Origin of the sequence: Acinetobacter sp. YH12208, from assembly GCF_013418055.1 — a bacterium.
Classification (GTDB): domain Bacteria; phylum Pseudomonadota; class Gammaproteobacteria; order Pseudomonadales; family Moraxellaceae; genus Acinetobacter; species Acinetobacter pseudolwoffii.
In genome coordinates this window covers 26,210-46,114 of sequence record NZ_VPCT01000001.1, presented here as the reverse complement: position 1 = coordinate 46,114, position 19,905 = coordinate 26,210, and the positions used below count along the sequence as shown (strand labels likewise).

Genomic DNA, 19,905 nt, shown 5'->3' with positions numbered 1-19,905 from the left:
TTCACAGTTGAGGCAAGATAAAGCAGTTCATTTATATGTTAAAAAAGATATACTTTAAAAACTAAAGTAATAATTCTAACAAGGCTTTTTAGTAAAAAAGCCATAGAGAATGCAGTGAGGCAATCCACGCTATGCGTCCATTACATCCAATTGATTTTATTTTCTTAACTTTAGAGAAACGGCAGCAGCCTATGCATGTAGGTGGGCTATTTTTATTCCAAATTCCCGAAAATGCACCAGCTTCCTTTATTCAGGATCTCGTCACGGATATTCAAAACTCCAAATCATCGCCGATTCCACCTTTTAATAATTATTTAAATGGCCTGTTTTGGGATGAAGACCAAGAATTTGATTTAGATCACCATTTTCGTCATATTGCCCTGCCGAAACCGGGCCGTATCCGTGAATTGCTCACTTATATTTCACAAGAACATAGTGCGCTGATTGATCGTGCCAAGCCTTTATGGACCTGTCATATTATTGAAGGGATTGAAGGTAATCGTTTTGCCATGTATTTCAAAATCCATCATGCGATGGTGGACGGAATCGCCGGCATGCGTCTGGTCGAAAAATCGCTGTCGCATGATCCGAATGCCAAAAGTATTGTGCCACCGTGGTGTGTTGAAGGGCCACGCGCCAAACGCCTTAAAGCACCTAAGGTCAATGCTTTTAAAAATGTCCTGCAAACCATTAAAGGCCAACTGGAATGCGCACCACGCGTCGCTTATGAGCTGTCTCAGACCGTCATGAAGGATATGGGGCGCAATCCGGATTATGTGTCCAGTTTTCAGGCACCAAGTTGTATTCTGAACCAACGTGTCAGTGCTTCGCGTCGTTTTGCGGCACAATCCTTTGAATTTTCACGTTTACGGCATATTTCTAAAGCCTTGGGCGTCACGATTAATGACATGGTACTGGCCATCTGTTCAGGTGCACTACGTGAATATTTACTATCACAACATGCTTTACCGAAAAAACCATTAATTGCCATGGTTCCGGCCTCGGTTCGAAGTGATGATTCGGATGTTTCCAATCGCATTACCATGATTCTGGCCAATCTGGGCACCCATAAAGAAGATCCTCTGGAACGTCTCAAAATTGTACGTGGTAGTGTACTGAGTGCCAAGGAACGTTTTAAACGCATGAATGCCAATCAGATTTTAAATTATAGTGCCTTTGTCTATGGTGCAGCCGGTCTGAACATTGCATCCGGTTTAATGCCAACGCGCCAGGCATTTAATGTGATTATTTCCAATGTGCCTGGGCCACAAGAATCATTGTATTGGAATGGTGCACGTCTTGAAGCACTTTATCCGGCTTCCATCGTATTGGATGGTCAGGCCTTGAATATCACCATGACCAGCTATCTAGACAAACTGGAAGTCGGCTTGACCGCATGTCGTAATGCCCTGCCGAAAATGCAGAACTTGCTGACGCATCTGGAAGAAGAAATTCAACGTTTTGAACTTATTGTAGATGGCGAACCTGTCCCAAAGTTACGGGCGGTAAGCTAGCCGCGGATGAATAAATAAGATAGATGGACTGCCAAAGATGCTGATCATTTTTGCCAGTCCTAGCGCACATAATTAAGGGGCTCATAGAGCCCCTTGGTTTTATTTTTTAACATCGTTTTAAATTTATTTTATATTTTTGGGATGATGCATCCATTTTTGATTGCCTAGAATTTATTTCAATCTGCACAAGATTCTGTATCGGTAGCATTAGCTTTTGATGGTACGACACTGTTGTAATAATTGATGGCAGGCATTACGAATCATGCTGGCGGTAATCTGGACTTCATTACCGCGCTCATCGACGATATATCCTGCATGTACAGTCTTTGGTTCTAATACGTGTTTTAGGCCTTTATTAATTACTGCTTTACTCATATTCATAACACACTCCTTTTGCTAAGCCTGAAACTGGGAGAAACGGCTTTGGCTAATTCATGCATCTAGTATTGTAAATAACAGCACCAATGTAAAATTTCAGATGTAACAAGTGTTTAACGATATTCTGTTACAATTTCAGCTGAGAATGATATCGTATTGCTCTTGCGTATACAGATTTTCTACTTGGAACTTAATCACGCGATTAATGAAATGCTCTAGATCAGCGACTGCTGGGGCCTCTACTGTTAGTAAACGATCAATTACAGCGGGATGCGCGACAACAGTAAAGCCACTCTGCGACTCATAAGCACGTGCATAACGCAGAATTTCTCTGAATATTTCGTAACATACTGACTCGGCTGTTTTGACATAACCACGTCCCTGACAAGTCGGACAGGATTCACAGAGTAAATGTTCCAGTGACTCACGGGTGCGTTTTCGGGTCATTTCCACCAGACCCAGTTCAGATACCTGAGTAATCTTGGTTTTAGCATGGTCACGTTCCAACATGCGCTCAAACTGTTTCATCACTTCTTCACGATGCTGCGCTTCCTGCATATCAATGAAATCAATGATGATAATTCCACCCAGATTACGCAGACGCAACTGACGTGCAATGACCTGAGTCGCTTCCATATTGGTTTTAAAAACAGTGTCTTCCAGTGAGCGACCACCCACATAAGAGCCGGTATTGACGTCAATGGTGGCCATCGCTTCGGTCTGATCAATCATCAGATAACCGCCCGACTTCAACGCAACACGAGTTTGCAGCGCCTTTTGCAGATCTTCTTCAACATTATATAAGTCAAAAATTGGACGCTCGCCCGGGTAGTGCAGTAAGCGGTCTCGCATATTCGGCACGAATTCTTCGACAAACTCTTGCAGCTTGGCATGAATTTCACGTGAATCGACGTAGATTTTTGCAGTTTCTTCATTGGCCAGATCACGAATGATCCGTTGTGGTAAAGGCAATTCTTCAAAGATCAGCGAGGGAACTGCAATAATCTTCTGCTTACGCTGGATATATTCCCAAAGCTTGGCCAGATAAGCCATATCTTGGGCAATGGCTGCTTCTTCAATACCTTCAGCAGCGGTACGTACAATCACTGAGCCTGGCAGCTTATGCTCGGCCTGAATCCGCTCAATAATCGAACGCAAACGATTGCGCTCTTCCTCAGATTCAATTCGCTGCGACACCCCAATATGATTGCCATAAGGCATCAGCACCAGATAACGCGAAGGAATAGACAAATCCGTGGAAAGACGGGCACCTTTGGTACCCAGCATATCTTTCATCACCTGAACCGTGAGGATTTGACCGGGCTGAAGCAGTTCAAAGACATTTGGGGTGGGCTGCTGGCGCGGCCAGACCATATCATTGATATGCAAAAATGCCGTTCTGGACAGACCAATATCCACAAACGCAGCCTGCATACCCGGCAAGACCCGTACCACTTTGCCTTTATAGACATTACCGACCAAGCCACGCTTGGCCGTACGCTCGACAAACAGTTCATTGACCGTGCCGTTTTCAATCAACGCGACCCGACATTCCATCGGCGTGACGTTAATCAATAACTCGTCAGACATAATTACACTCGAAACATTATAAAAATTCTTTTTATCAGCAGTTAATTTAGTGCCTTAACTGTCTGTAATAACTGTACGGTTTCATAGAGCGGCAAGCCGACCACATTGGAATAGCTGCCTTGTATTTTTGGAATATAACGTGCTGCAATTCCTTGAATCGCATAAGCCCCGGCTTTCCCCAGCGGCTCACCTGTGTCCCAGTAACTTTCCATGTCTGCGGCACTCAGGATTTGAAATTCGACCTGCGTACGTACCACTATACTGTATTTTTCATCTTTTGTACGAACACAGACACCGCTATAGACATCATGCCACCGACCGGAGATTTTTGTCCACATTTCAATGGCATGTTGCTTGGATTCTGGTTTACCCAAAATCTCACTATCGACCCCCAGACTGGTATCCGCAGCAATGATGATTGCATCTGGATAACGCTCGGCCACTGCATCAGCCTTGGCTCGTGCCAGACGTTCAACATAAGCCGCGACGGATTCACCTTCACGCACAGATTCATCGATATCCGGACTGTAGATATCAAAGCTCAGTCCGAGCTGCTGTAATAACTCACGACGCCGAGGTGAGCTGGAAGCGAGAATTATATGCGCCATTTTTTCAACATATAATAGAGGACAGGCCACACCAGAATACTGGTCAGCATTGGAATCCAGTGCCTGGCAAAAGAAAATTGCACGCCTGCCACAATCTGGGCAAAAAAGATCATCAGCAAATGTGCAACAATTGCCAGCCCCGTAATCACCCAGAGATTATTAAAGGTCAGGATACGGCGTTCACGAGTCAGGAATCGGGCTAAAAAGGCAATAATAATAAAGCTGAGGGCATTCAGACCTAAAGGTGCGTCCAGCAGCAAATCAATAAAAATACCGGTACCAAAGGCAAACCAGATCCCACACCAGGTCGGCTGACACAACACCCAGAATAGCATCACCATCAGCATGAACAGCGGACGCCAGCCCGAGAGGGTATAAGAAAGTGGATAGACCATCAAAATCGAAGCCACGATCACCGAAATGACGATGGCAAATAAGGGATCACGATGCTTTCTGGATTTCATCTTAGCGATTGACATGCGGTTGCTCCATCGCCAATGAATCGGAAAATAACACCACCACATGATGACCACCGGCCAGCTGCGCGGCTGGCGTTACATCAATCTGGGCAAATTCACCTGAATTATGTCGTTGTACTTTGGACACCTGCCCCACCAGATAACCTGCCGGAAAATGTTGGCCCAAGCCGGAACTATAGACTTTTTCCCCGACCTTGATATTGGCACTGGTCGGTACATATTCCATTTTCAAACGTCCCAGATCACCCGTCCCCGAGACAATGGCACGCATTCCGGTATGTTCCAGACGCACTGACAATGAATGTTCTTTATCAGACAACAGCATGACCCGGCTACTATGCGGATAGACATTAATAATCTGTCCCATAATCCCCTTGTCATCCAGTACCGTTTGCCCGACTTTCAGCTCGTTATTTGAACCCCGGTTGATCACAATGATATGTCTTAAAGGATCGGCATCGGTGCCAATCACTTCCGCAATTTCAATACGCCCGTCAATGATCAGTGGTGTATCGAGCAGACCGCGCAAACGGGTATTTTCAGCAGAAAGTTCAGAGATTTTTTGTAAGCGAACTTGCGCCTGCAACAACTCAGCCTGCATCGCGGTATTTTCCCGACGCAACTGAACTTCAGACTTGGTTTGTTGATTCAACCACTCTCGCGACAATACCGGATAACTGGCCACAGCATAAATAGGATTATAGGCCGCGTACAGGACATCCCTTGCAGGTTGTACAACATGTGGCATGCGCCAATCAAAGAAAAGCACCACCAAGCATGTTACCAATGCAATGATAAAAGAGCGAAAAGATGGCGGTTGTCGAGAAAACAGATGTGCTTGCACCCGCCGAATCCTTTTCTTAGCCTACGAATAACATGTCATGATTTGGATTGTCGAAAAATTCGAGTACCTTGCCACCACCACGGGTTACACATGAGAGTGGATCTTCTGCCACCACAACCGGCAGGCCGGTTTCTTTGGCCAGCAGCTTGTCTAGATTACGCAGCAATGCACCACCACCGGTTAACACGATACCGCGTTCAGCAATATCCGAAGAAAGCTCAGGAGGTGTGTGTTCTAGTGCTGATTTCACCGCAGACACAATGTTTTGCAAAGGATCTGAAATGGCTTGAGTCACTTCGTCTGAGTTAACCACAATCGCACGTGGTACACCTTCTGCAAGATTACGGCCACGAACTTCAATTTCAAGCGGTTTAGCACCTTCATCTGGCAAGGCCATGCCCACTTCTTTTTTGATCACTTCTGCCGTGGTTTCACCAATCACACAGCCATGCGCCTTACGCACATAGTTAATGATCTGCTCATCAAAGACATCACCGCCAATCCGTAAAGAATCTGCATAGACACAACCCTGCAGGGAAATGATCGCAATTTCAGTGGTACCACCACCGACATCGACCACCATTGAACCACAGGCCTGCTCAACTGGCATACCTGCACCAATGGCCGCTGCCATCGGTTCTTCGATTAAACGGACATCACGTGCACCAGCATTAAATACCGCTTCACGAATAGCACGACGTTCAACCAGCGTCGATTTACATGGTACGCACACCACCACACGCGGTGCCGGAGTAAACAGACGGTTTTCATGTACTTTGCGAATGAACTGATTCAGCATGGTTTCAGTGACTTCAAAATCCGCAATCACCCCATCTTTCATGGGGCGGATTGCTGAGATATTGGCTGGGGTACGACCTAGCATTTGTTTCGCTTCAAGACCTACAGCGGCAACAATTTTATGTGAACCACTATGACGGATGGCTACAACCGTGGGTTCATTTAATATAATGCCTCGTCCTGGCGCATAAATAAGTGTATTTGCAGTACCTAAATCAATGGCAAGATCTGGCGAAAACAAGCCTATTAGTCGTTTTAGAATCACGGGGACGTTCTCAATTAAACTTTATATGGACGCAAGGTGGCAACTTTAACTAAATGTGATGATTTGGACAAGTCAATCGCTTATCATAACGCATGATAATTTGAATTTTTTTAATACTGATTAGGTAATATTATGTCTACATCGGATGCACAGCATTCTGCAGATTTAAGTGCAGAAACAGTTTCAGCCATTGCCCACCTTGCAAGGTTATCTCTCAATGATACGCAATCTGCTGAATATGCTCAAAGTTTAAATAAGATTTTAGGCATGATGGACACATTGAAAGGCATCAATACCGACGGAATTGAACCGCTGAAGAGCCCTTTCGACCATCCTCAGCCACTACGTGAAGATGTGGTCTCAGAAAGCAATCATCGCGAGCAATACCAAGCAGTTGCACCTGCTGTTCAGGATGGTTTATACCTCGTACCGCGCGTGATTGAGTAATTACTACCCAGTTCATTCTTTTTATTAAATTAAACGTAAAGAATTATTTCTCATGACAGATTTACATCGCTTATCCATTCGTGAACTCAGTGAAGGTCTGGCAAATGCCCAGTTTTCATCTCGCGAATTGACTGAACATTACTTAAAGCGTATTGCAAAAATTGATGTTCAAGTAAAATCATATGTAACCGTTACGCCTGAATTGGCATTGGTAGAAGCTGATGCGGCTGACACACTGCGTAAGGCAGGTGGTGCAAATGTGTTAACAGGCGTACCAATCGCGCATAAAGACATTTTCTGTACTCAAGGCATCAAAACCACTGCCGGTTCTAAAATACTGGACAATTTTATCTCTCCTTACGACGCCACCGTTGTCGCGAAAGGCAAAGCTGCGGGCCTGGTGACTTTGGGTAAATTGAACATGGACGAATTCGCCATGGGTTCGACCTCTGAAAACTCATATTACGGCGCAACGACTAACCCTTGGAATTTAGACCATGTCCCTGGCGGTTCTTCAGGTGGTTCAGCAGCAGCTGTTGCAGCGGATCTGGCACCCTTCGCTACCGGTACTGACACCGGTGGCTCTATTCGTCAACCTGCGTCATTCTGTGGCCTGACTGGACTTAAACCGACCTATGGTCGTGTGTCGCGCTTCGGTATGATTGCCTATGCATCATCACTCGACCAAGGCGGCCCGATGGCACGCTCGGCGGAAGACTGTGCCTACCTGATGAACGTGATGGCCGGTCATGATGCCAAAGATTCAACATCAATGAATCAAACCGTAGATAACTATGTGGCGAACCTGAATGATACATCCGTCAAAGGTTTACGCATTGGTATTCCAAAACAGTACTTTAATGTTGCCGGCCTAGCTGAAGATGTTAAAGCACGTGTCGAAGAATCATTGAAAAAGTTAGAAGACATGGGCGCTACGCTAGTTGAGATCGACCTCAACATGACCGAAAGTTACGTTCCGACCTACTACCTGATCGCACCTGCTGAAGCATCTTCTAACTTACAACGCTTTGACGGTGTGCGTTATGGCTACCGCTGTGAAAATCCAGTGGACTTGATGGACTTGTACAAACGTTCACGTTCAGAAGGTTTTGGTGCGGAAGTGCAACGTCGTATCCTGATTGGCACATATGCGTTATCCGCGGGTTACTACGATGCATATTATGTGAAAGCACAAAAAGTACGCCGCCTGATCCAGCAAGATTTCCTTAAAGCCTTTGAATCTGTCGATGTGATTGCTGCACCATCTGCGCCAACCACAGCCTATAAAATTGGTGCGGATTTGACTCCGGTTGAAATGTACCTGGGCGATATTTATACGCTTGCGGTAAACCTGGCAGGTCTTCCTGCGATTAATGCGCCTGTTGGTTTTGACCAGAACAACTTGCCAGTTGGCTTACAGTTGATTGGGAATTACTGGTCAGAATCGCAATTGTTGTCTGTGGTGCATCAGTACCAGCAAGCAACCGATTGGCATACACAACGCGCGGCAATTGCTGAGGAGAATGCATAATGGCTCAAGCTCAAAAATCGGCTAAACCAAAATCTAACCTGATTGAGGGTTGGGAAGTCGTTATTGGTATCGAGATTCACACTCAGCTTGCCACCAATACCAAAATTTTCTCGGGTTCATCGACTGTATTCGGTAATGATCCAAACACCCAAGCCAGCCTTGTAGATTTGGCCATGCCGGGCGTATTGCCGGTATTAAACAAAGAAGTGGTTGATCTTGCGATTCGCTTTGGTTTGGGCATCGATGCTTACATCGATCAGGCTTCTGTATTTGCACGTAAAAACTATTTCTACCCGGATTCACCAAAAGGCTACCAGATTAGCCAGATGGACAATCCGATTGTGGGCTTGGGTCATATCGACATCCAGCTTGAAGATGGCACGGTTAAACGGATTGGCGTAACCCGTGCGCACCTTGAGGAAGATGCAGGTAAATCGATTCATGACCAGTTTGAAGGCATGTCCGGTATCGACTTGAACCGTGCCGGTACGCCACTGCTTGAAATTGTTTCTGAACCAGATATGCGTTCGGTTGAAGAAGCGGTTGCTTATATTAAAGCGATTCATACGCTGGTGCGCTGGTTAGGCATTTCTGACGGCAACATGGCAGAAGGTTCGTTCCGTTGTGACTGTAACGTGTCTTTACGTCGTCCGGGTCAACCCTTCGGTACGCGTTGCGAATTGAAAAACCTGAACTCATTCCGTTTTATTGAACAAGCGATCAATGTTGAAATTGAACGTCAAATGGAAATTCTGGAATGGGACGGCACCATTGATCAGGAAACGCGTTTATTCGATCCTGTGAAGATGGAAACGCGTTCAATGCGTTCAAAAGAAGAAGCCAACGATTACCGTTACTTCCCTGACCCTGACTTGTTGCCTGTGATGATTGCGGATGAACAAATCGAAGCAATCAAAGCCACCATGCCTGAGCTGCCTGCGGCACGTCGTGCGCGTTTTGTGGCGGACTTTGGCGTGACTGAGTACGATGCTCACGTTCTAACGCTTACTCGTGAAATGTCAGAGTTTTATGAAGAAGTCGTGAAAGCTGCTGGCGGCGCTGCACAAGGTAAGATTGCTGCAAACTGGGTGATGGGCGAATTCTCAGGGGCGCTCAACAAAGCAGGCCTAGATCTTCAAGATTCTCCTGTTTCTGCGGAAAAACTTGGCGGCATGATCGCACGTATTGTCGATAACACCATTAGCGGTAAGATCGCGAAACAAGTGTTCGGCTTTATGTGGAATGAAGGCAAAACTGCGGACGAAATTATTGCTGAGAAAGGCTTGAAACAGGAAACTGATACAGGCGCGATTGAAGCAATTATTAAGGAAGTGCTTGCCGCCAACGAGAAGATGGTTGAAGAGTACAAATCTGGTAAAGAAAAAGCTTTCAACGGTCTGGTTGGTCAAGTGATGAAAGCGTCTAAGGGTAAAGCCAACCCTGCGCAAGTGAATGAGTTGATGAAGAAGTTGATTGGTTAACACATAAATCTTCAATACAATTAAGGGGCTATCAAAGCCCCTTAATTTTTTGGAAAAATTACAATGTATAAATCTTTAAGATATATTTTTTGGTTTATCAGTATTTTTTTCTTCTCTTTTTTTATCTATCAACTTTCAAAGTATAATTTTGATCTGATTTATTTTTTTGAAAAAAAGTATCAATATATTGCCTATATATTTGGTGCAATTGGTGGTCTTTTTGCAATTGAAAACTTTCATAGAAAAGAAGGACTTTCAATATTAGGTAATCTATCTACAACTCATTTTTTTGGAAAACCTGAAGATAGTTTTGATACATCATTTATAGATTTAACTTTAATAAATCGAAAAGATAAGCCAATAATAATATTTGATGTATATGTAAAAATTGGATCAAACACCTATATTCATTTAAAGCAAGCAACCAAAGAAGACCCTATTATCATTAAGGGATATGAATACTATTACGAAGAATTTAACGAAGCTTATTTCTATTCATCAGGTATAAATGCTTACTCCTTACGCTCAAGTAAACTCACTAACAAATACCAAATACATTTGCACACCTCGGAAGGGATTTATAAAGTTAAAAAACTAAAACCGCACAATGAGTTTTATAGGTTTTATAGCCGTCTTTTAAAACCTGAAAGACTAGAATTTAATGAAACAACAGTCCCATTAAATACAGCCTATATTCTTAATTTTTATGATCTAAAAGACAAATTACATTCAATTTATATTAAGAAAGAATACACTTGGATTCAAATTGAAAACTTTAAAATAGAATCAGCAGAAAAATTAGATCGAGAAAAGTTAGAGCAAGAGTTAAATATCGGTATAGAATCCAGAGCATTAGCAATAAAAAGTTTTCAAATTATTGATTTTCAGGAAAAATTAAATCAAAAGAGAGAAAAATTTCTACATTTTAAAAATGATTATAATCCTTTAAATATTAATACTTCTTTTGATAAAGGGAGCAAAAAACACATGACTTATGTCTATTACAAAAATAAATTTCAAAAAATCATATCCTCATTTAAAAAGATCAAAAAATAAATTTTATAAAACACATGACTTATGTCTATTACAAAAATAAATTTCAAAAAATCATATCCTCATTTAAAAAGATCAAAAAATAAATTTTATGATGTATCAAATTTTACTAATCCTTCTCCTTGCGAAGCGTCGCTTCTTACCTTTAAAAAGGGAGACTTTGTCTCTTATTCAATTTAATACGCGTGGTTCCCTCTCCTTTTTAAAGGAGAGGGTTATTATTTAATTTTCAAAAGTTTAAGAATACAATCAATCCAAACTCTTCACACCCAAAACAACATGACCATCAAAAAAGTATCCTCTATCGCCAAACTCGAAGACTTAGGGCGCATCCAACTGTCAAAGTCCTTCTTTATGCGTGATTTCCTCTATAGCGAAATCGCCAATTGGTACGGTGTACCCAACTTCCCCGACCATCCTGACATTGCCATCCGTACAGGCACAGAACTCTGTCAACAACTGCTCGAACCACTGCAAGCAAAGTTCGAGCGTATCGCTATTCGTTCTGCATACCGCTCGCCAAGCGTGAATCAACTCGGCAACGAAAAGGGACATAACTGCGCAAGTAATGAGAAAAACTTCGCTAGCCATATCTGGGACTATCCCGATACAAAAGGCTATGGTGCAACGGCGTGTATTGTGATTCCCTCGTTTTTAGAACTGTATGAAAAAGACCAAGCCAATTGGCAACAGCTTGCTTATTGGATTCACAATAATCTCAACTACAGCCATTTACAATTTTTCCCAAAACTCTGCGCTTTTAACATTGGTTGGCATGAACAGCCAGCTCGGGAAATTTATAGCTATATACAGCCCAAAGGCTATTTGTTGCGTGGGGAAGCTGTGAATAAAGAGTTTGAGAGGTTTTATCCTGCTTTGTTGTAGTTTGCCCTCACCCCAGCCCTCTCCCATAGGGATAGGGAGCAATCATTACTGATCATATAACAGCAACAATTTAATATTGGAAGTTCCCTCTCCTGAAAGGAGAGGGCTAGGGAGAGGTAAAAATGGCTTTTAAAATGAAGTGCAAGTGATGAGCATCCTCAGAATATATTCTGAGTGCTCAAGGGAGAGGTGATTAAAAAAACCAATTTACAATCCCAACTTATTCAACAAATCCGGTGTCAAAAAAGTCTGTGCCACACGATTTAAATCGATATAACGCAACACACCTTTGAGCTGATTATTAATTTCAGGATTCTTTAAAATTTCCTCTCCTGTGGTTTTACCTAAAGCCTGAAAACTATCGCCAACAGCCTGCAAACCTTCAGCCTGAATCACGGCTTTGGTCTGTGCTGAACATTGCTCCACTAAAATGCGCTGCAACACCGTCGCCAGATTCTTGTCTAATGCTTCCTTTTGAGTCGCAGTCACATTACTAAAAGCCTTTAAATCGGGATGATTGCCCAATGCCACAAATGTCCATTGCAACACCGTAGTTTTATCAGTGGCTGTAGTGGACTTCATCAAACAGTCACTCAGCTGATCGACCGTTGGGCCCGCCATCGTAACCTGTGCTGCTCCCAACAATGCTGCACCTAGAAAAAATGAACGAATACGAGAAGAACTTTTTAAACCCATCACCACTTCCTTTTAATATGACATCAGCATTTTGGCGCTGAAAATAGCTTCTTTGTATCATGTAAAAAGGAAATATACTGATAGAACTCTGTAAAACATGAACTGGATTTAAAATTAATTCAGATGAAAAATTTCATCCCATCATGCTATTCATTAGATGGTGATATTGATCGAGTAAACTTAGCGTTATTATTCAAATTCAAACAAAAAAATAATCATGATGACTGCAAACACCTTCAACAGCATCCTTCCTTGGAGACTGGTTGTGTTCTTTAGCTTGACCGTATTGTTATTGATCCATCCTGTTTTTCGAAGATGGATGTTCGAATCGCGCGACTTGCCCAGCAAACGCAGTCGGATCTCATCCTCTATATCCGACCTGATTGAACTGATTTTTTATCCCATCTTCTGGTGAATCAAAATCATCATACGGATTCTGGATTAAATGCGTTTAATTCAGTGCTTATTTGATCTGTCTCAACATATTCTTCGCACCACTATGATTATAGTTGTTAGACAGATTCTGTAGCACACGCTTGGCCTGAGCTTTAGCATTCGGGAAACGGTTGGCATAGGCCGGAATCCCGTTCAAACAGCGAGCAACCAGCATACCAGATTCGGTATAAACCCGAGTTCCCTCAGTCCCCTGCAATTTGCCATAATTGTAGGCACGCTGCGCATTATTGCAGGCATTATTCAGGTTCTTGCCACTATTAATATCACGGCGTGCTGCCACATAGAGCTTCATCTGCTGCTGTTGGGGTGTTTCTACCACTGAAGCTCTCACGGGGACTACCGTCGTCGCGATCTGTTTTTTATCTAGCTCTTTTCTTTCTAATTCCTTTCTCTCTAATTCTTTCCTTTCCTGCTCTTTACGCGCTGATTCTTTAAGTTCATTCGTGCTCTTCGTTACAGGCGTTTTTATCGATGCAGCGGTCTTTTTCTGGGTAGCAACAGTGTTCTTATTTGCAGCAAGGTAAAAGTTTCTTGCCTCAGTCGCACCCATCAACTTGGTCAGCAATCGAACGCTACGGTTCTGGCTGGTTTTATCGACCTGTCGTTCAGAAACCGGCTCGATCGAGACGATCCAGCTTTCAGCCAGGCCATCCATACGACACTGATAGGCGCCGCTGCCCTGTATCACACCTCGGTTTGTACTCAGGCGTTTACGTTGGGCAGGATCTGCCACGGCATTAAAATTACTTCTATACAATAGGGAAAATTTACCGCCTTGTTCATGACAATATTGCGTCAGGATCGAACGCGGATACATGGCCTGAGTGCTGTTATTTTTCTGTGCTTGCCCCCAAAGATAAATATAATCTTTTGCACTGCCATCACGTTGATTCAAAGCCCGCTTGGCGATTAGCTCTTCCGGACTGGCAAAAGGATGTAAAACCCCTGATTTCAGCCGACTCACGCTATTACATCCCGCCAAGCCTATTGCCCCTATTATTAGAATTATTACGTTTAGCTTCACAGCAAATATCTCAACCCCAGATTCCCGTATAACATAGCCTAAATATCAGCAAACAACAAACACAAGATATTGATAAGTATCAAATTTAAAAGATAAAAAGGAGGCACATCATTCACAACCCTATACATTATGCCAAGCCTCAGCCTATAAAAATTGAGATAAGCATCCTTCTGGCGCGTAGTTAAAGGATAAATAACAGCGGGATTGAATCAGAAATAAATAGAACACCACATAAAAAGCCGAAGAAAGATAGCAATCTTTCTTCGGCAGCTTATTCAGGATAACGGTACAGATCTTTATTATCATGTGTAAAAAATTACTTTTTACCCTCTATAGCATTGTCTGAACAAGATCAGCATCAGAATAATTTCCTCAACGTACACTTCTTATTTTTATACGTTAAACCGCTGGAAATTAAACTCCATCTTCGCTGGTCATTAAGATTCTAATCAGGAAAACCAGACCTGAATACCCCTATATTGGGATATTTTGCTCCTATTTGATCTGATCTAACCAACGGTCAGATCAAGCTTTTCGATTAGATATTAACGTCGATTTAGATATAAAAAGCCAAAGATAAAATCATTTGGCTTTTACAATCTAATGGGTAACTTAGAAAAAATTAATCCAGATGGGATTCAAATGCTTTTAAACGTTTATAGATCGACATCAGCTCAATAATGGTCGGCCACGATAAAATCAGATATTGGAAGGACTCACGTACTTTTCCAAATACATTCAGGATTTGCATCATCAAACCCAGGGTGATCGTTCCTACTGCAATACTCGGAAACAGGATAAATAATCCATAGATATTGTCTAACTGTAAGTACCAGATCCGGACTAGGTTGAAATAGGCATAGTGAAAATACAGACGGAAATAATTCCAGCGTACCCGGCTAAACAGTTCTTGCAGTGTCAGCGGATGAGCCCGATCAGCATGATCCTCTCCGTACACCAGTTCTTTACGGTAAGCAGCCTCGACTTTCTGGTTATTAAACTCCAGTCCTGGCAGTTTCATCCCGACCACCATCAAAATGACGGTACCCAATACGGCCCATCCAATAGAAGCCCACATTAAAGCATGCGGTATTTCTCCCACAATTGGCAGAACCTTTACATGACTTGAAAGCTGGTACAGGATAGGCAGAAACGCCATCAATAACATCAATGCTTCAATCAGGGAAACACTCAGCTGTTCCGTGGTTTTGGCAAAGCGCATGGTATCTTCCTGAATACGCTGGGATGCGCCTTCAATATGACGCAATTGTTCCCAATGTGCCGTGTAATAGTTATTCATCGCGGTACGCCAGCGGAACACATAATGGCTGACGAAAAACATATTCAATACGGCCAAAGTGACGTAAATCATGGCGATATAAATAAAGGTTAAAGCTTCTTGATAGAGAAGTGAAACATCTCCGCCACCGCTGCCTAGCATTTTCTGGATCTGGTCATAAAATGGGCTATACCATTCATTTAAAACGACATTGACCTGTACCCCAAACCAGATATTAAACAGGATAAAAGCCGAGCCCCAGACTGACCAACGCTGCCATGGATGTTGTGCTTTCCACGTCCAGAATAGAGCAAATATGGCAGTGGCAAGAAAAAACCAAAGGTAGAACCAGAGAAACTTGGCTGACCAGAAACGACTGATACCGATAGCGAGACTTTCCTCAGAATAGCCTTCAGGGAAACCCAAATAGACTCCCCATCCTGATCCGCCAGTATGCCAAAGCACAAGATTAAGGATAAACCACAAAATCAGGCTGCTAAAAAACCAGACGGGTTGCGGGAAAAATGACTTGAACATGCTGACCTAGTTCTCCTTCTATCTCTTGGTCATCCAAATGACGCCTAGTTTATTCTTATTTTAGACTTTTACTGTTATAAAGCATTAATTTTCAATTTAGTTTAAAAATAACATAGCGATGCATAGTCCCTTATAAAATTTATTTTTATAGATTTTCAAAACGTATTTTTCTCTTAATGAGTCTTTTTATTCTTGATCAGCCTATCTAAAGCTCCAGAGGCAATCAGGCACATGAATCATCAAGTTTTTGCCTTATGTATTTTTAAATCCTGTACATCAGTACGGCCTATCTGTTTTATTACAAACGAATATAGCTTCTTAAGGTTCTATAAATAGAATAAAATCAAATACTCAATAATGGTTTTATAGATGTTTAGATAAAAGGTTTTGCTACTACTGAAGTGAACAAATCATTGACCCAGTTCTCATTTTTCGCAGAAATAGTTAAATTTTCAAAAATCATGCTATGATTTAACTCTCGAAAAGTAATCTTATTTTGGAATAAAACTATGGAAAGTTCGGTAATTGAATTACTTAAACCATTGACCTTAGAAAAGGAAAATTGCACCCCGATTATTTTTGAGGCAGGCACTGTTTTGAAAGTGGTCATGCAGACTCCCACCAGTCTTTTGGTCAGTAATGATGATGACTTTAACTTCACAATTCCTTTAAAAGATGAAAATGAGCTGTGGAGAGAGCTCTAAGCACTTTCTCCATTTTGAACAGACGGGTTGTATCTGTGCCAGCTGCTGAATTGATATGATACGGCCCTCAACTAAGCTTCCTTTTGAATGTAAGTTATCGTTATTTTATTCCCTTCTTAAAATTCATTTCTCTTCTTTTCTGAGAAGTCCTTAGCAGTCTAAGCGGGATATGATTCGTACAAAAAACAACTTTATAGTTGAAAATCCACCTATTTTTTGGCCTGGACTAAATAATTTTCACCCGTTTTTCCCTTTTTATGTAAGTTCCAGTACTTAAAGGATCTTCTTTCCTTACACACCTTTTCTTTAGCTTAACTTCATCTAAGCTCAACGTCTTGATTTTGAAACCTGAATATTCTAGCTATTTATGACCAGTAAATTAAAAAAACCTCAGTCTATATGAGTGACTTTTTATACCAAATGATAAAATTAAAAATCTAATAATGAGAAAAATTTAAATCTGTAAAACTAATTTAAAAAATCCTTAAACATCGTCAAATTTTTATATCCGATCTAAAGAAAATTATAGAGCAATAAGTTCTTATCCTGTAACACTCTAATAGCCCCCATATCTTCATGACCTTTTATATATTTAAAAAATAATAATTTTCAACAGCTTGTCTTCTATTTTTTCACTCCAAGAATAGGGTTAATTATTTTCATCCAAAAAATTCATTTTAAATAAAATCAACTTATATTATCTACATTTAAAATAAATCAAATTTTAAAAATAAAATACTAAATTATAGCGATTAAAATTTTAAACAACTCAAGCAATCACATTGAATATTATGGCTTAAATAAAAAATAATCCTAAATAAAAATAAATTAATAAAAAACAGTCAGAGCATTATCTTTAAAATTTATTAAGAATAATATCTTTTACATGAAAAATATTTCCAAATTTTACAAAGTAACTGTACTTGTTAAAAATGTTTCTTTTCTGCACTTAAATCCAGTCTGTTAAATGAAATATGCTATATATTTATTAGATTAAAAATTAATCAGGCAGTTTTAAACTTTAAATTAATTTTATTTCAAATACTTAGGTAGAGTTTATGTCCGCTCAACACTCTGGTCAAGATGCAGAAGATTCACTTATAGTGCCTTCTCCTCTATTAGCTCAAGTGATTTTAACTCAACTCAATCCAGTTATTTATTCTCATAAGCTTATTTTATTTCTTGATATTGATGGAACTATTTCCGAATTCCATCCTGATCCAACAAAAAATATAATTAAAGATGAAACCTTAAATACCTTGAAAGAGCTACAACAATATATTGAGTTGGTATTAATCACTGGTCGTTCTATTGCACAAGCTCAAAAACTTATTTATCCCTTTGACTGGAATATTGCCGGCTCACATGGTCTGGAATTAAACTATCAATCGCGTTTAAGTCATTTAATTGATTTAAATTCTGAGCAATTTGAATTATTAAAAAATTATATTACTGAACATAGCGCTCAGCTTGCTCAGATTCGAATAGAAAAGAAAGACTATTCGGTCGCACTGCATTTTCGTGAACATCCACATTTAGAAGATCTGGTGCATACATTTGCATTGGATTGTCTGACCCACTTTCAAGCATTTGAACTGAAGGCCGGGAAGTTTGTATTTGAGCTGGTACCCAAAGGTGCAAACAAAGGTTCAGCCATTCAACACATTCACCAGCAAGCTCATTTAAGTGATCATTACCCTATTTTTATCGGTGATGACCTGACCGATGAAGCTGGCTTTCAGGTGATTAATAGCTTAAAAGGCTGCTCCATTAAAGTCGGCACGGGCAACACCGTAGCACAACATCGGCTCGAAAACGTAACACAAGTACAAGCTTTTTTAACGGAGCTTTTAGCATTATTTAAAGCACAACAACAACAATTATTGGAGAAATCACATGTCAAAACTCATTGTGTTATCAAATCGTGTGAATCTACCTAACCCAGACAATACACAGGCAGGTGGATTAGCGGTGGCATTGCAGGATGCTTTGCAGGATATTGGCGGCATTTGGGTCGGCTGGAATGGTTCCAGAGTCGATCATGGCAAAGAGCAGAAGTTTCAAATCCTCAAACATCAGAATGTTGAATATCATACGAGTCCTTTGACTGAGCCCCAATATCAGGGGTTTTATTGTGGTTTTGCCAATAATGCCTTATGGCCGCTGATGCATGATCAGCATCAACTTGTGGATTATCAGCCACAGGATTTCAAAACCTATAAAGATGTCAATTTACGCTTTGCCAAGCATCTGAAACAGGTCGCCTCTCCCCATGACATCATCTGGATTCATGATTACCATTTTTTAAGTGTGGCGCATTACTGTCGGAAACTGGGTATGCGTAACCGTATTGGTTTCTTCCTGCATATTCCTTTTCCTGAACTGAAACTCTGGCAGACTTTACCAGCCTATCAGGATCTGGCGCATCATCTGGCTCATTTTGATGTACTCGGATTTCAAACCCCACGCGATCAGAAAAACTGTATCCAGTTTCTGGAACAGACCTTAAAAATCAAGCATCGTCATGATGAAATCCTGAATTATCAGTCAAGACGGATTTATGTGAAATGCTATCCAATTGGCGTGCATCCAGTTCAACTGCAAAATCAGGCGGCTGATAGCCAGCTTAGCAAATTGCCTTTTGATCTCGAGACAGTCCGTCCTTATAAACGTATTATTTCGGTCGACCGGATTGATTATAGTAAGGGTTTACTGGAGAAAATCGGATCCTTGCAAAGCTTGCTGGAAGATCAGCCCGAATTTAAACATCAGTTTCAGCAACTGCAAATTGCCTGCCCATGCCGACTGGATGTCAAAACCTATAAAAACCTGTATGAGCAATTCCAGTCTGCCGTGCAGGAACTCAATACCCAGCATGGTACAGCAGACTGGCAACCTTTCGATTGCAGTTATGAAACCTTAGGTCATGAAGCCTTAATGCAACTGTATCGTAAGGCAGATATTTGCTGGGTAAATTCGATCCGGGATGGTATGAATCTGGTGGCGAAAGAATATATTGCGGCGCAGAATCCACTCGATCCGGGTGTTTTGATTCTGTCTAAATATGCCGGTGCTGCTGAACAAATGAAAGAAGCCTTACTGGTCGATCCTTATGAGCATGACAGTATGTCCAAAGCCTTGAAAAAAGCGCTGCGCATGTCTAAATCGGAGCGTTTAGAACGTTATCGTTATTTAAGCCAAGGCTTGAAAAACTTCGATATTATTCGCTGGCGAGATCAGTTTATTACTGACTTAAAAAAATCACAGAGTGTACGAATCTATCGTCCAGTGGCTAGCGGAATTTCCACCCAGTTCAGTGTGCATGCTTAAATACAC

General features: G+C 41.5%; 18 protein-coding genes. 8 read left to right on the top strand and 10 right to left on the bottom strand.

The window, feature by feature from the left end:
* Window positions 1-131 precede the first annotated feature (131 nt).
* Window positions 132-1,514 carry a wax ester/triacylglycerol synthase family O-acyltransferase gene (locus FTU95_RS00210; protein ID WP_180077137.1) on the top strand — a complete coding sequence of 461 codons (1,383 nt, stop codon included), beginning with the start codon at window positions 132-134 and terminating at the stop codon, window positions 1,512-1,514.
* A 207-nt stretch (window positions 1,515-1,721) separates the two neighbouring features.
* Here FTU95_RS00210 and FTU95_RS00205 read toward each other — a convergent pair whose 3' ends face one another.
* From FTU95_RS00205 to FTU95_RS00180, 6 genes are all read right to left on the bottom strand, one after another.
* Window positions 1,722-1,895 carry a PA1571 family protein gene (locus FTU95_RS00205; protein WP_005096185.1) on the bottom strand — a complete coding sequence of 58 codons (174 nt, stop codon included), beginning with the start codon at window positions 1,893-1,895 and terminating at the stop codon, window positions 1,722-1,724.
* Window positions 1,896-2,027: 132 nt separating this feature from the next.
* Window positions 2,028-3,482, bottom strand: coding sequence for a ribonuclease G (gene rng, locus FTU95_RS00200; RefSeq protein ID WP_005096179.1), 1,455 nt, complete (start codon window positions 3,480-3,482; stop codon window positions 2,028-2,030).
* A gap of 41 nt (window positions 3,483-3,523) precedes the next feature.
* The gene (locus FTU95_RS00195) at window positions 3,524-4,090 is read right to left on the bottom strand and encodes a Maf-like protein (protein ID WP_005172102.1); all 567 of its coding nucleotides are present in this window, start codon (window positions 4,088-4,090) and stop codon (window positions 3,524-3,526) included.
* Complete coding sequence (mreD, locus tag FTU95_RS00190; protein WP_005096176.1) at window positions 4,078-4,569, bottom strand: rod shape-determining protein MreD; 492 nt, start codon at window positions 4,567-4,569, stop codon at window positions 4,078-4,080. The genes FTU95_RS00195 and mreD overlap by 13 nt, the downstream gene beginning before the upstream one ends.
* A complete protein-coding gene (mreC, locus tag FTU95_RS00185; RefSeq protein ID WP_005096172.1) occupies window positions 4,556-5,413 on the bottom strand; it encodes a rod shape-determining protein MreC in 858 nt (285 codons plus the stop codon). The genes mreD and mreC overlap by 14 nt, the downstream gene beginning before the upstream one ends.
* 16 nt (window positions 5,414-5,429) lie before the next feature.
* Entirely contained in the window at window positions 5,430-6,476 is a 1,047-nt protein-coding gene (locus FTU95_RS00180) for a rod shape-determining protein (RefSeq protein ID WP_004279360.1), read from the bottom strand.
* 132 nt (window positions 6,477-6,608) lie between these two features.
* Here FTU95_RS00180 and gatC point away from each other — a divergent pair, with 132 nt between their 5' ends.
* The 5 genes from gatC to FTU95_RS00155 all read left to right on the top strand — a co-directional run bounded on the left by gatC (window position 6,609) and on the right by FTU95_RS00155 (window position 11,873).
* A complete protein-coding gene (gatC, locus tag FTU95_RS00175; RefSeq protein WP_005096170.1) occupies window positions 6,609-6,923 on the top strand; it encodes an Asp-tRNA(Asn)/Glu-tRNA(Gln) amidotransferase subunit GatC in 315 nt (104 codons plus the stop codon).
* A 52-nt stretch (window positions 6,924-6,975) separates the two neighbouring features.
* Window positions 6,976-8,454 (top strand): Asp-tRNA(Asn)/Glu-tRNA(Gln) amidotransferase subunit GatA, encoded by a 1,479-nt coding sequence (gene gatA, locus FTU95_RS00170; protein ID WP_180077135.1) that lies wholly within the window; start codon window positions 6,976-6,978, stop codon window positions 8,452-8,454.
* The gene (gene gatB, locus FTU95_RS00165) at window positions 8,454-9,935 is read left to right on the top strand and encodes an Asp-tRNA(Asn)/Glu-tRNA(Gln) amidotransferase subunit GatB (protein ID WP_180077133.1); all 1,482 of its coding nucleotides are present in this window, start codon (window positions 8,454-8,456) and stop codon (window positions 9,933-9,935) included. The genes gatA and gatB overlap by 1 nt, the downstream gene beginning before the upstream one ends.
* Window positions 9,936-9,998: 63 nt before the next feature.
* Window positions 9,999-10,991 (top strand): hypothetical protein, encoded by a 993-nt coding sequence (locus tag FTU95_RS00160; RefSeq protein WP_180077132.1) that lies wholly within the window; start codon window positions 9,999-10,001, stop codon window positions 10,989-10,991.
* Between the two features lie 276 nt (window positions 10,992-11,267).
* The gene (locus tag FTU95_RS00155) at window positions 11,268-11,873 is read left to right on the top strand and encodes a hypothetical protein (RefSeq protein WP_180077130.1); all 606 of its coding nucleotides are present in this window, start codon (window positions 11,268-11,270) and stop codon (window positions 11,871-11,873) included.
* A 207-nt stretch (window positions 11,874-12,080) separates the two neighbouring features.
* Here FTU95_RS00155 and FTU95_RS00150 read toward each other — a convergent pair whose 3' ends face one another.
* From FTU95_RS00150 to FTU95_RS00135, 4 genes are all read right to left on the bottom strand, one after another.
* Window positions 12,081-12,569 carry a hypothetical protein gene (locus FTU95_RS00150; RefSeq protein WP_005172120.1) on the bottom strand — a complete coding sequence of 163 codons (489 nt, stop codon included), beginning with the start codon at window positions 12,567-12,569 and terminating at the stop codon, window positions 12,081-12,083.
* 463 nt (window positions 12,570-13,032) lie between these two features.
* Complete coding sequence (locus FTU95_RS00145; RefSeq protein WP_180077128.1) at window positions 13,033-13,989, bottom strand: hypothetical protein; 957 nt, start codon at window positions 13,987-13,989, stop codon at window positions 13,033-13,035.
* A 682-nt stretch (window positions 13,990-14,671) separates the two neighbouring features.
* A complete protein-coding gene (sbmA, locus tag FTU95_RS00140) occupies window positions 14,672-15,865 on the bottom strand; it encodes a peptide antibiotic transporter SbmA (RefSeq protein WP_180077126.1) in 1,194 nt (397 codons plus the stop codon).
* A 373-nt stretch (window positions 15,866-16,238) separates the two neighbouring features.
* On the bottom strand, window positions 16,239-16,475 hold the full coding sequence (locus FTU95_RS00135; protein WP_171255728.1) for a hypothetical protein: 237 nt from the start codon (window positions 16,473-16,475) through the stop codon (window positions 16,239-16,241).
* Window positions 16,476-17,627: 1,152 nt separating this feature from the next.
* On the opposite strand from FTU95_RS00135, the gene otsB reads away from it, so the two are divergent.
* Entirely contained in the window at window positions 17,628-18,509 is an 882-nt protein-coding gene (gene otsB, locus FTU95_RS00130; protein ID WP_100357582.1) for a trehalose-phosphatase, read from the top strand.
* Window positions 18,466-19,899, top strand: coding sequence for a trehalose-6-phosphate synthase (locus FTU95_RS00125; protein ID WP_005096146.1), 1,434 nt, complete (start codon window positions 18,466-18,468; stop codon window positions 19,897-19,899). Before otsB ends, FTU95_RS00125 begins: the two co-directional genes overlap by 44 nt.
* The last annotated feature ends 6 nt before the right edge of the window (window positions 19,900-19,905 follow it).

Excerpts from the sequence above, each read along its gene's own strand:
- FTU95_RS00210 (WP_180077137.1), top strand. The coding sequence starts at position 132 with ATGCGTCCATTACATCCAATTGATTTTATTTTCTTAACTTTAGAGAAA.
- FTU95_RS00205 (WP_005096185.1), bottom strand. The coding sequence starts at position 1,895 with ATGAATATGAGTAAAGCAGTAATTAATAAAGGCCTAAAACACGTATTA.
- rng (WP_005096179.1), bottom strand. The coding sequence starts at position 3,482 with ATGTCTGACGAGTTATTGATTAACGTCACGCCGATGGAATGTCGGGTC.
- FTU95_RS00195 (WP_005172102.1), bottom strand. The coding sequence starts at position 4,090 with ATGGCGCATATAATTCTCGCTTCCAGCTCACCTCGGCGTCGTGAGTTA.
- mreD (WP_005096176.1), bottom strand. The coding sequence starts at position 4,569 with ATGTCAATCGCTAAGATGAAATCCAGAAAGCATCGTGATCCCTTATTT.
- gatC (WP_005096170.1), top strand. The coding sequence starts at position 6,609 with ATGTCTACATCGGATGCACAGCATTCTGCAGATTTAAGTGCAGAAACA.
- gatA (WP_180077135.1), top strand. The coding sequence starts at position 6,976 with ATGACAGATTTACATCGCTTATCCATTCGTGAACTCAGTGAAGGTCTG.
- gatB (WP_180077133.1), top strand. The coding sequence starts at position 8,454 with ATGGCTCAAGCTCAAAAATCGGCTAAACCAAAATCTAACCTGATTGAG.
- FTU95_RS00160 (WP_180077132.1), top strand. The coding sequence starts at position 9,999 with ATGTATAAATCTTTAAGATATATTTTTTGGTTTATCAGTATTTTTTTC.
- FTU95_RS00155 (WP_180077130.1), top strand. The coding sequence starts at position 11,268 with ATGACCATCAAAAAAGTATCCTCTATCGCCAAACTCGAAGACTTAGGG.
- FTU95_RS00150 (WP_005172120.1), bottom strand. The coding sequence starts at position 12,569 with ATGGGTTTAAAAAGTTCTTCTCGTATTCGTTCATTTTTTCTAGGTGCA.
- sbmA (WP_180077126.1), bottom strand. The coding sequence starts at position 15,865 with ATGTTCAAGTCATTTTTCCCGCAACCCGTCTGGTTTTTTAGCAGCCTG.
- FTU95_RS00135 (WP_171255728.1), bottom strand. The coding sequence starts at position 16,475 with ATGACCACTTTCAAAACAGTGCCTGCCTCAAAAATAATCGGGGTGCAA.
- otsB (WP_100357582.1), top strand. The coding sequence starts at position 17,628 with ATGTCCGCTCAACACTCTGGTCAAGATGCAGAAGATTCACTTATAGTG.
- FTU95_RS00125 (WP_005096146.1), top strand. The coding sequence starts at position 18,466 with ATGTCAAAACTCATTGTGTTATCAAATCGTGTGAATCTACCTAACCCA.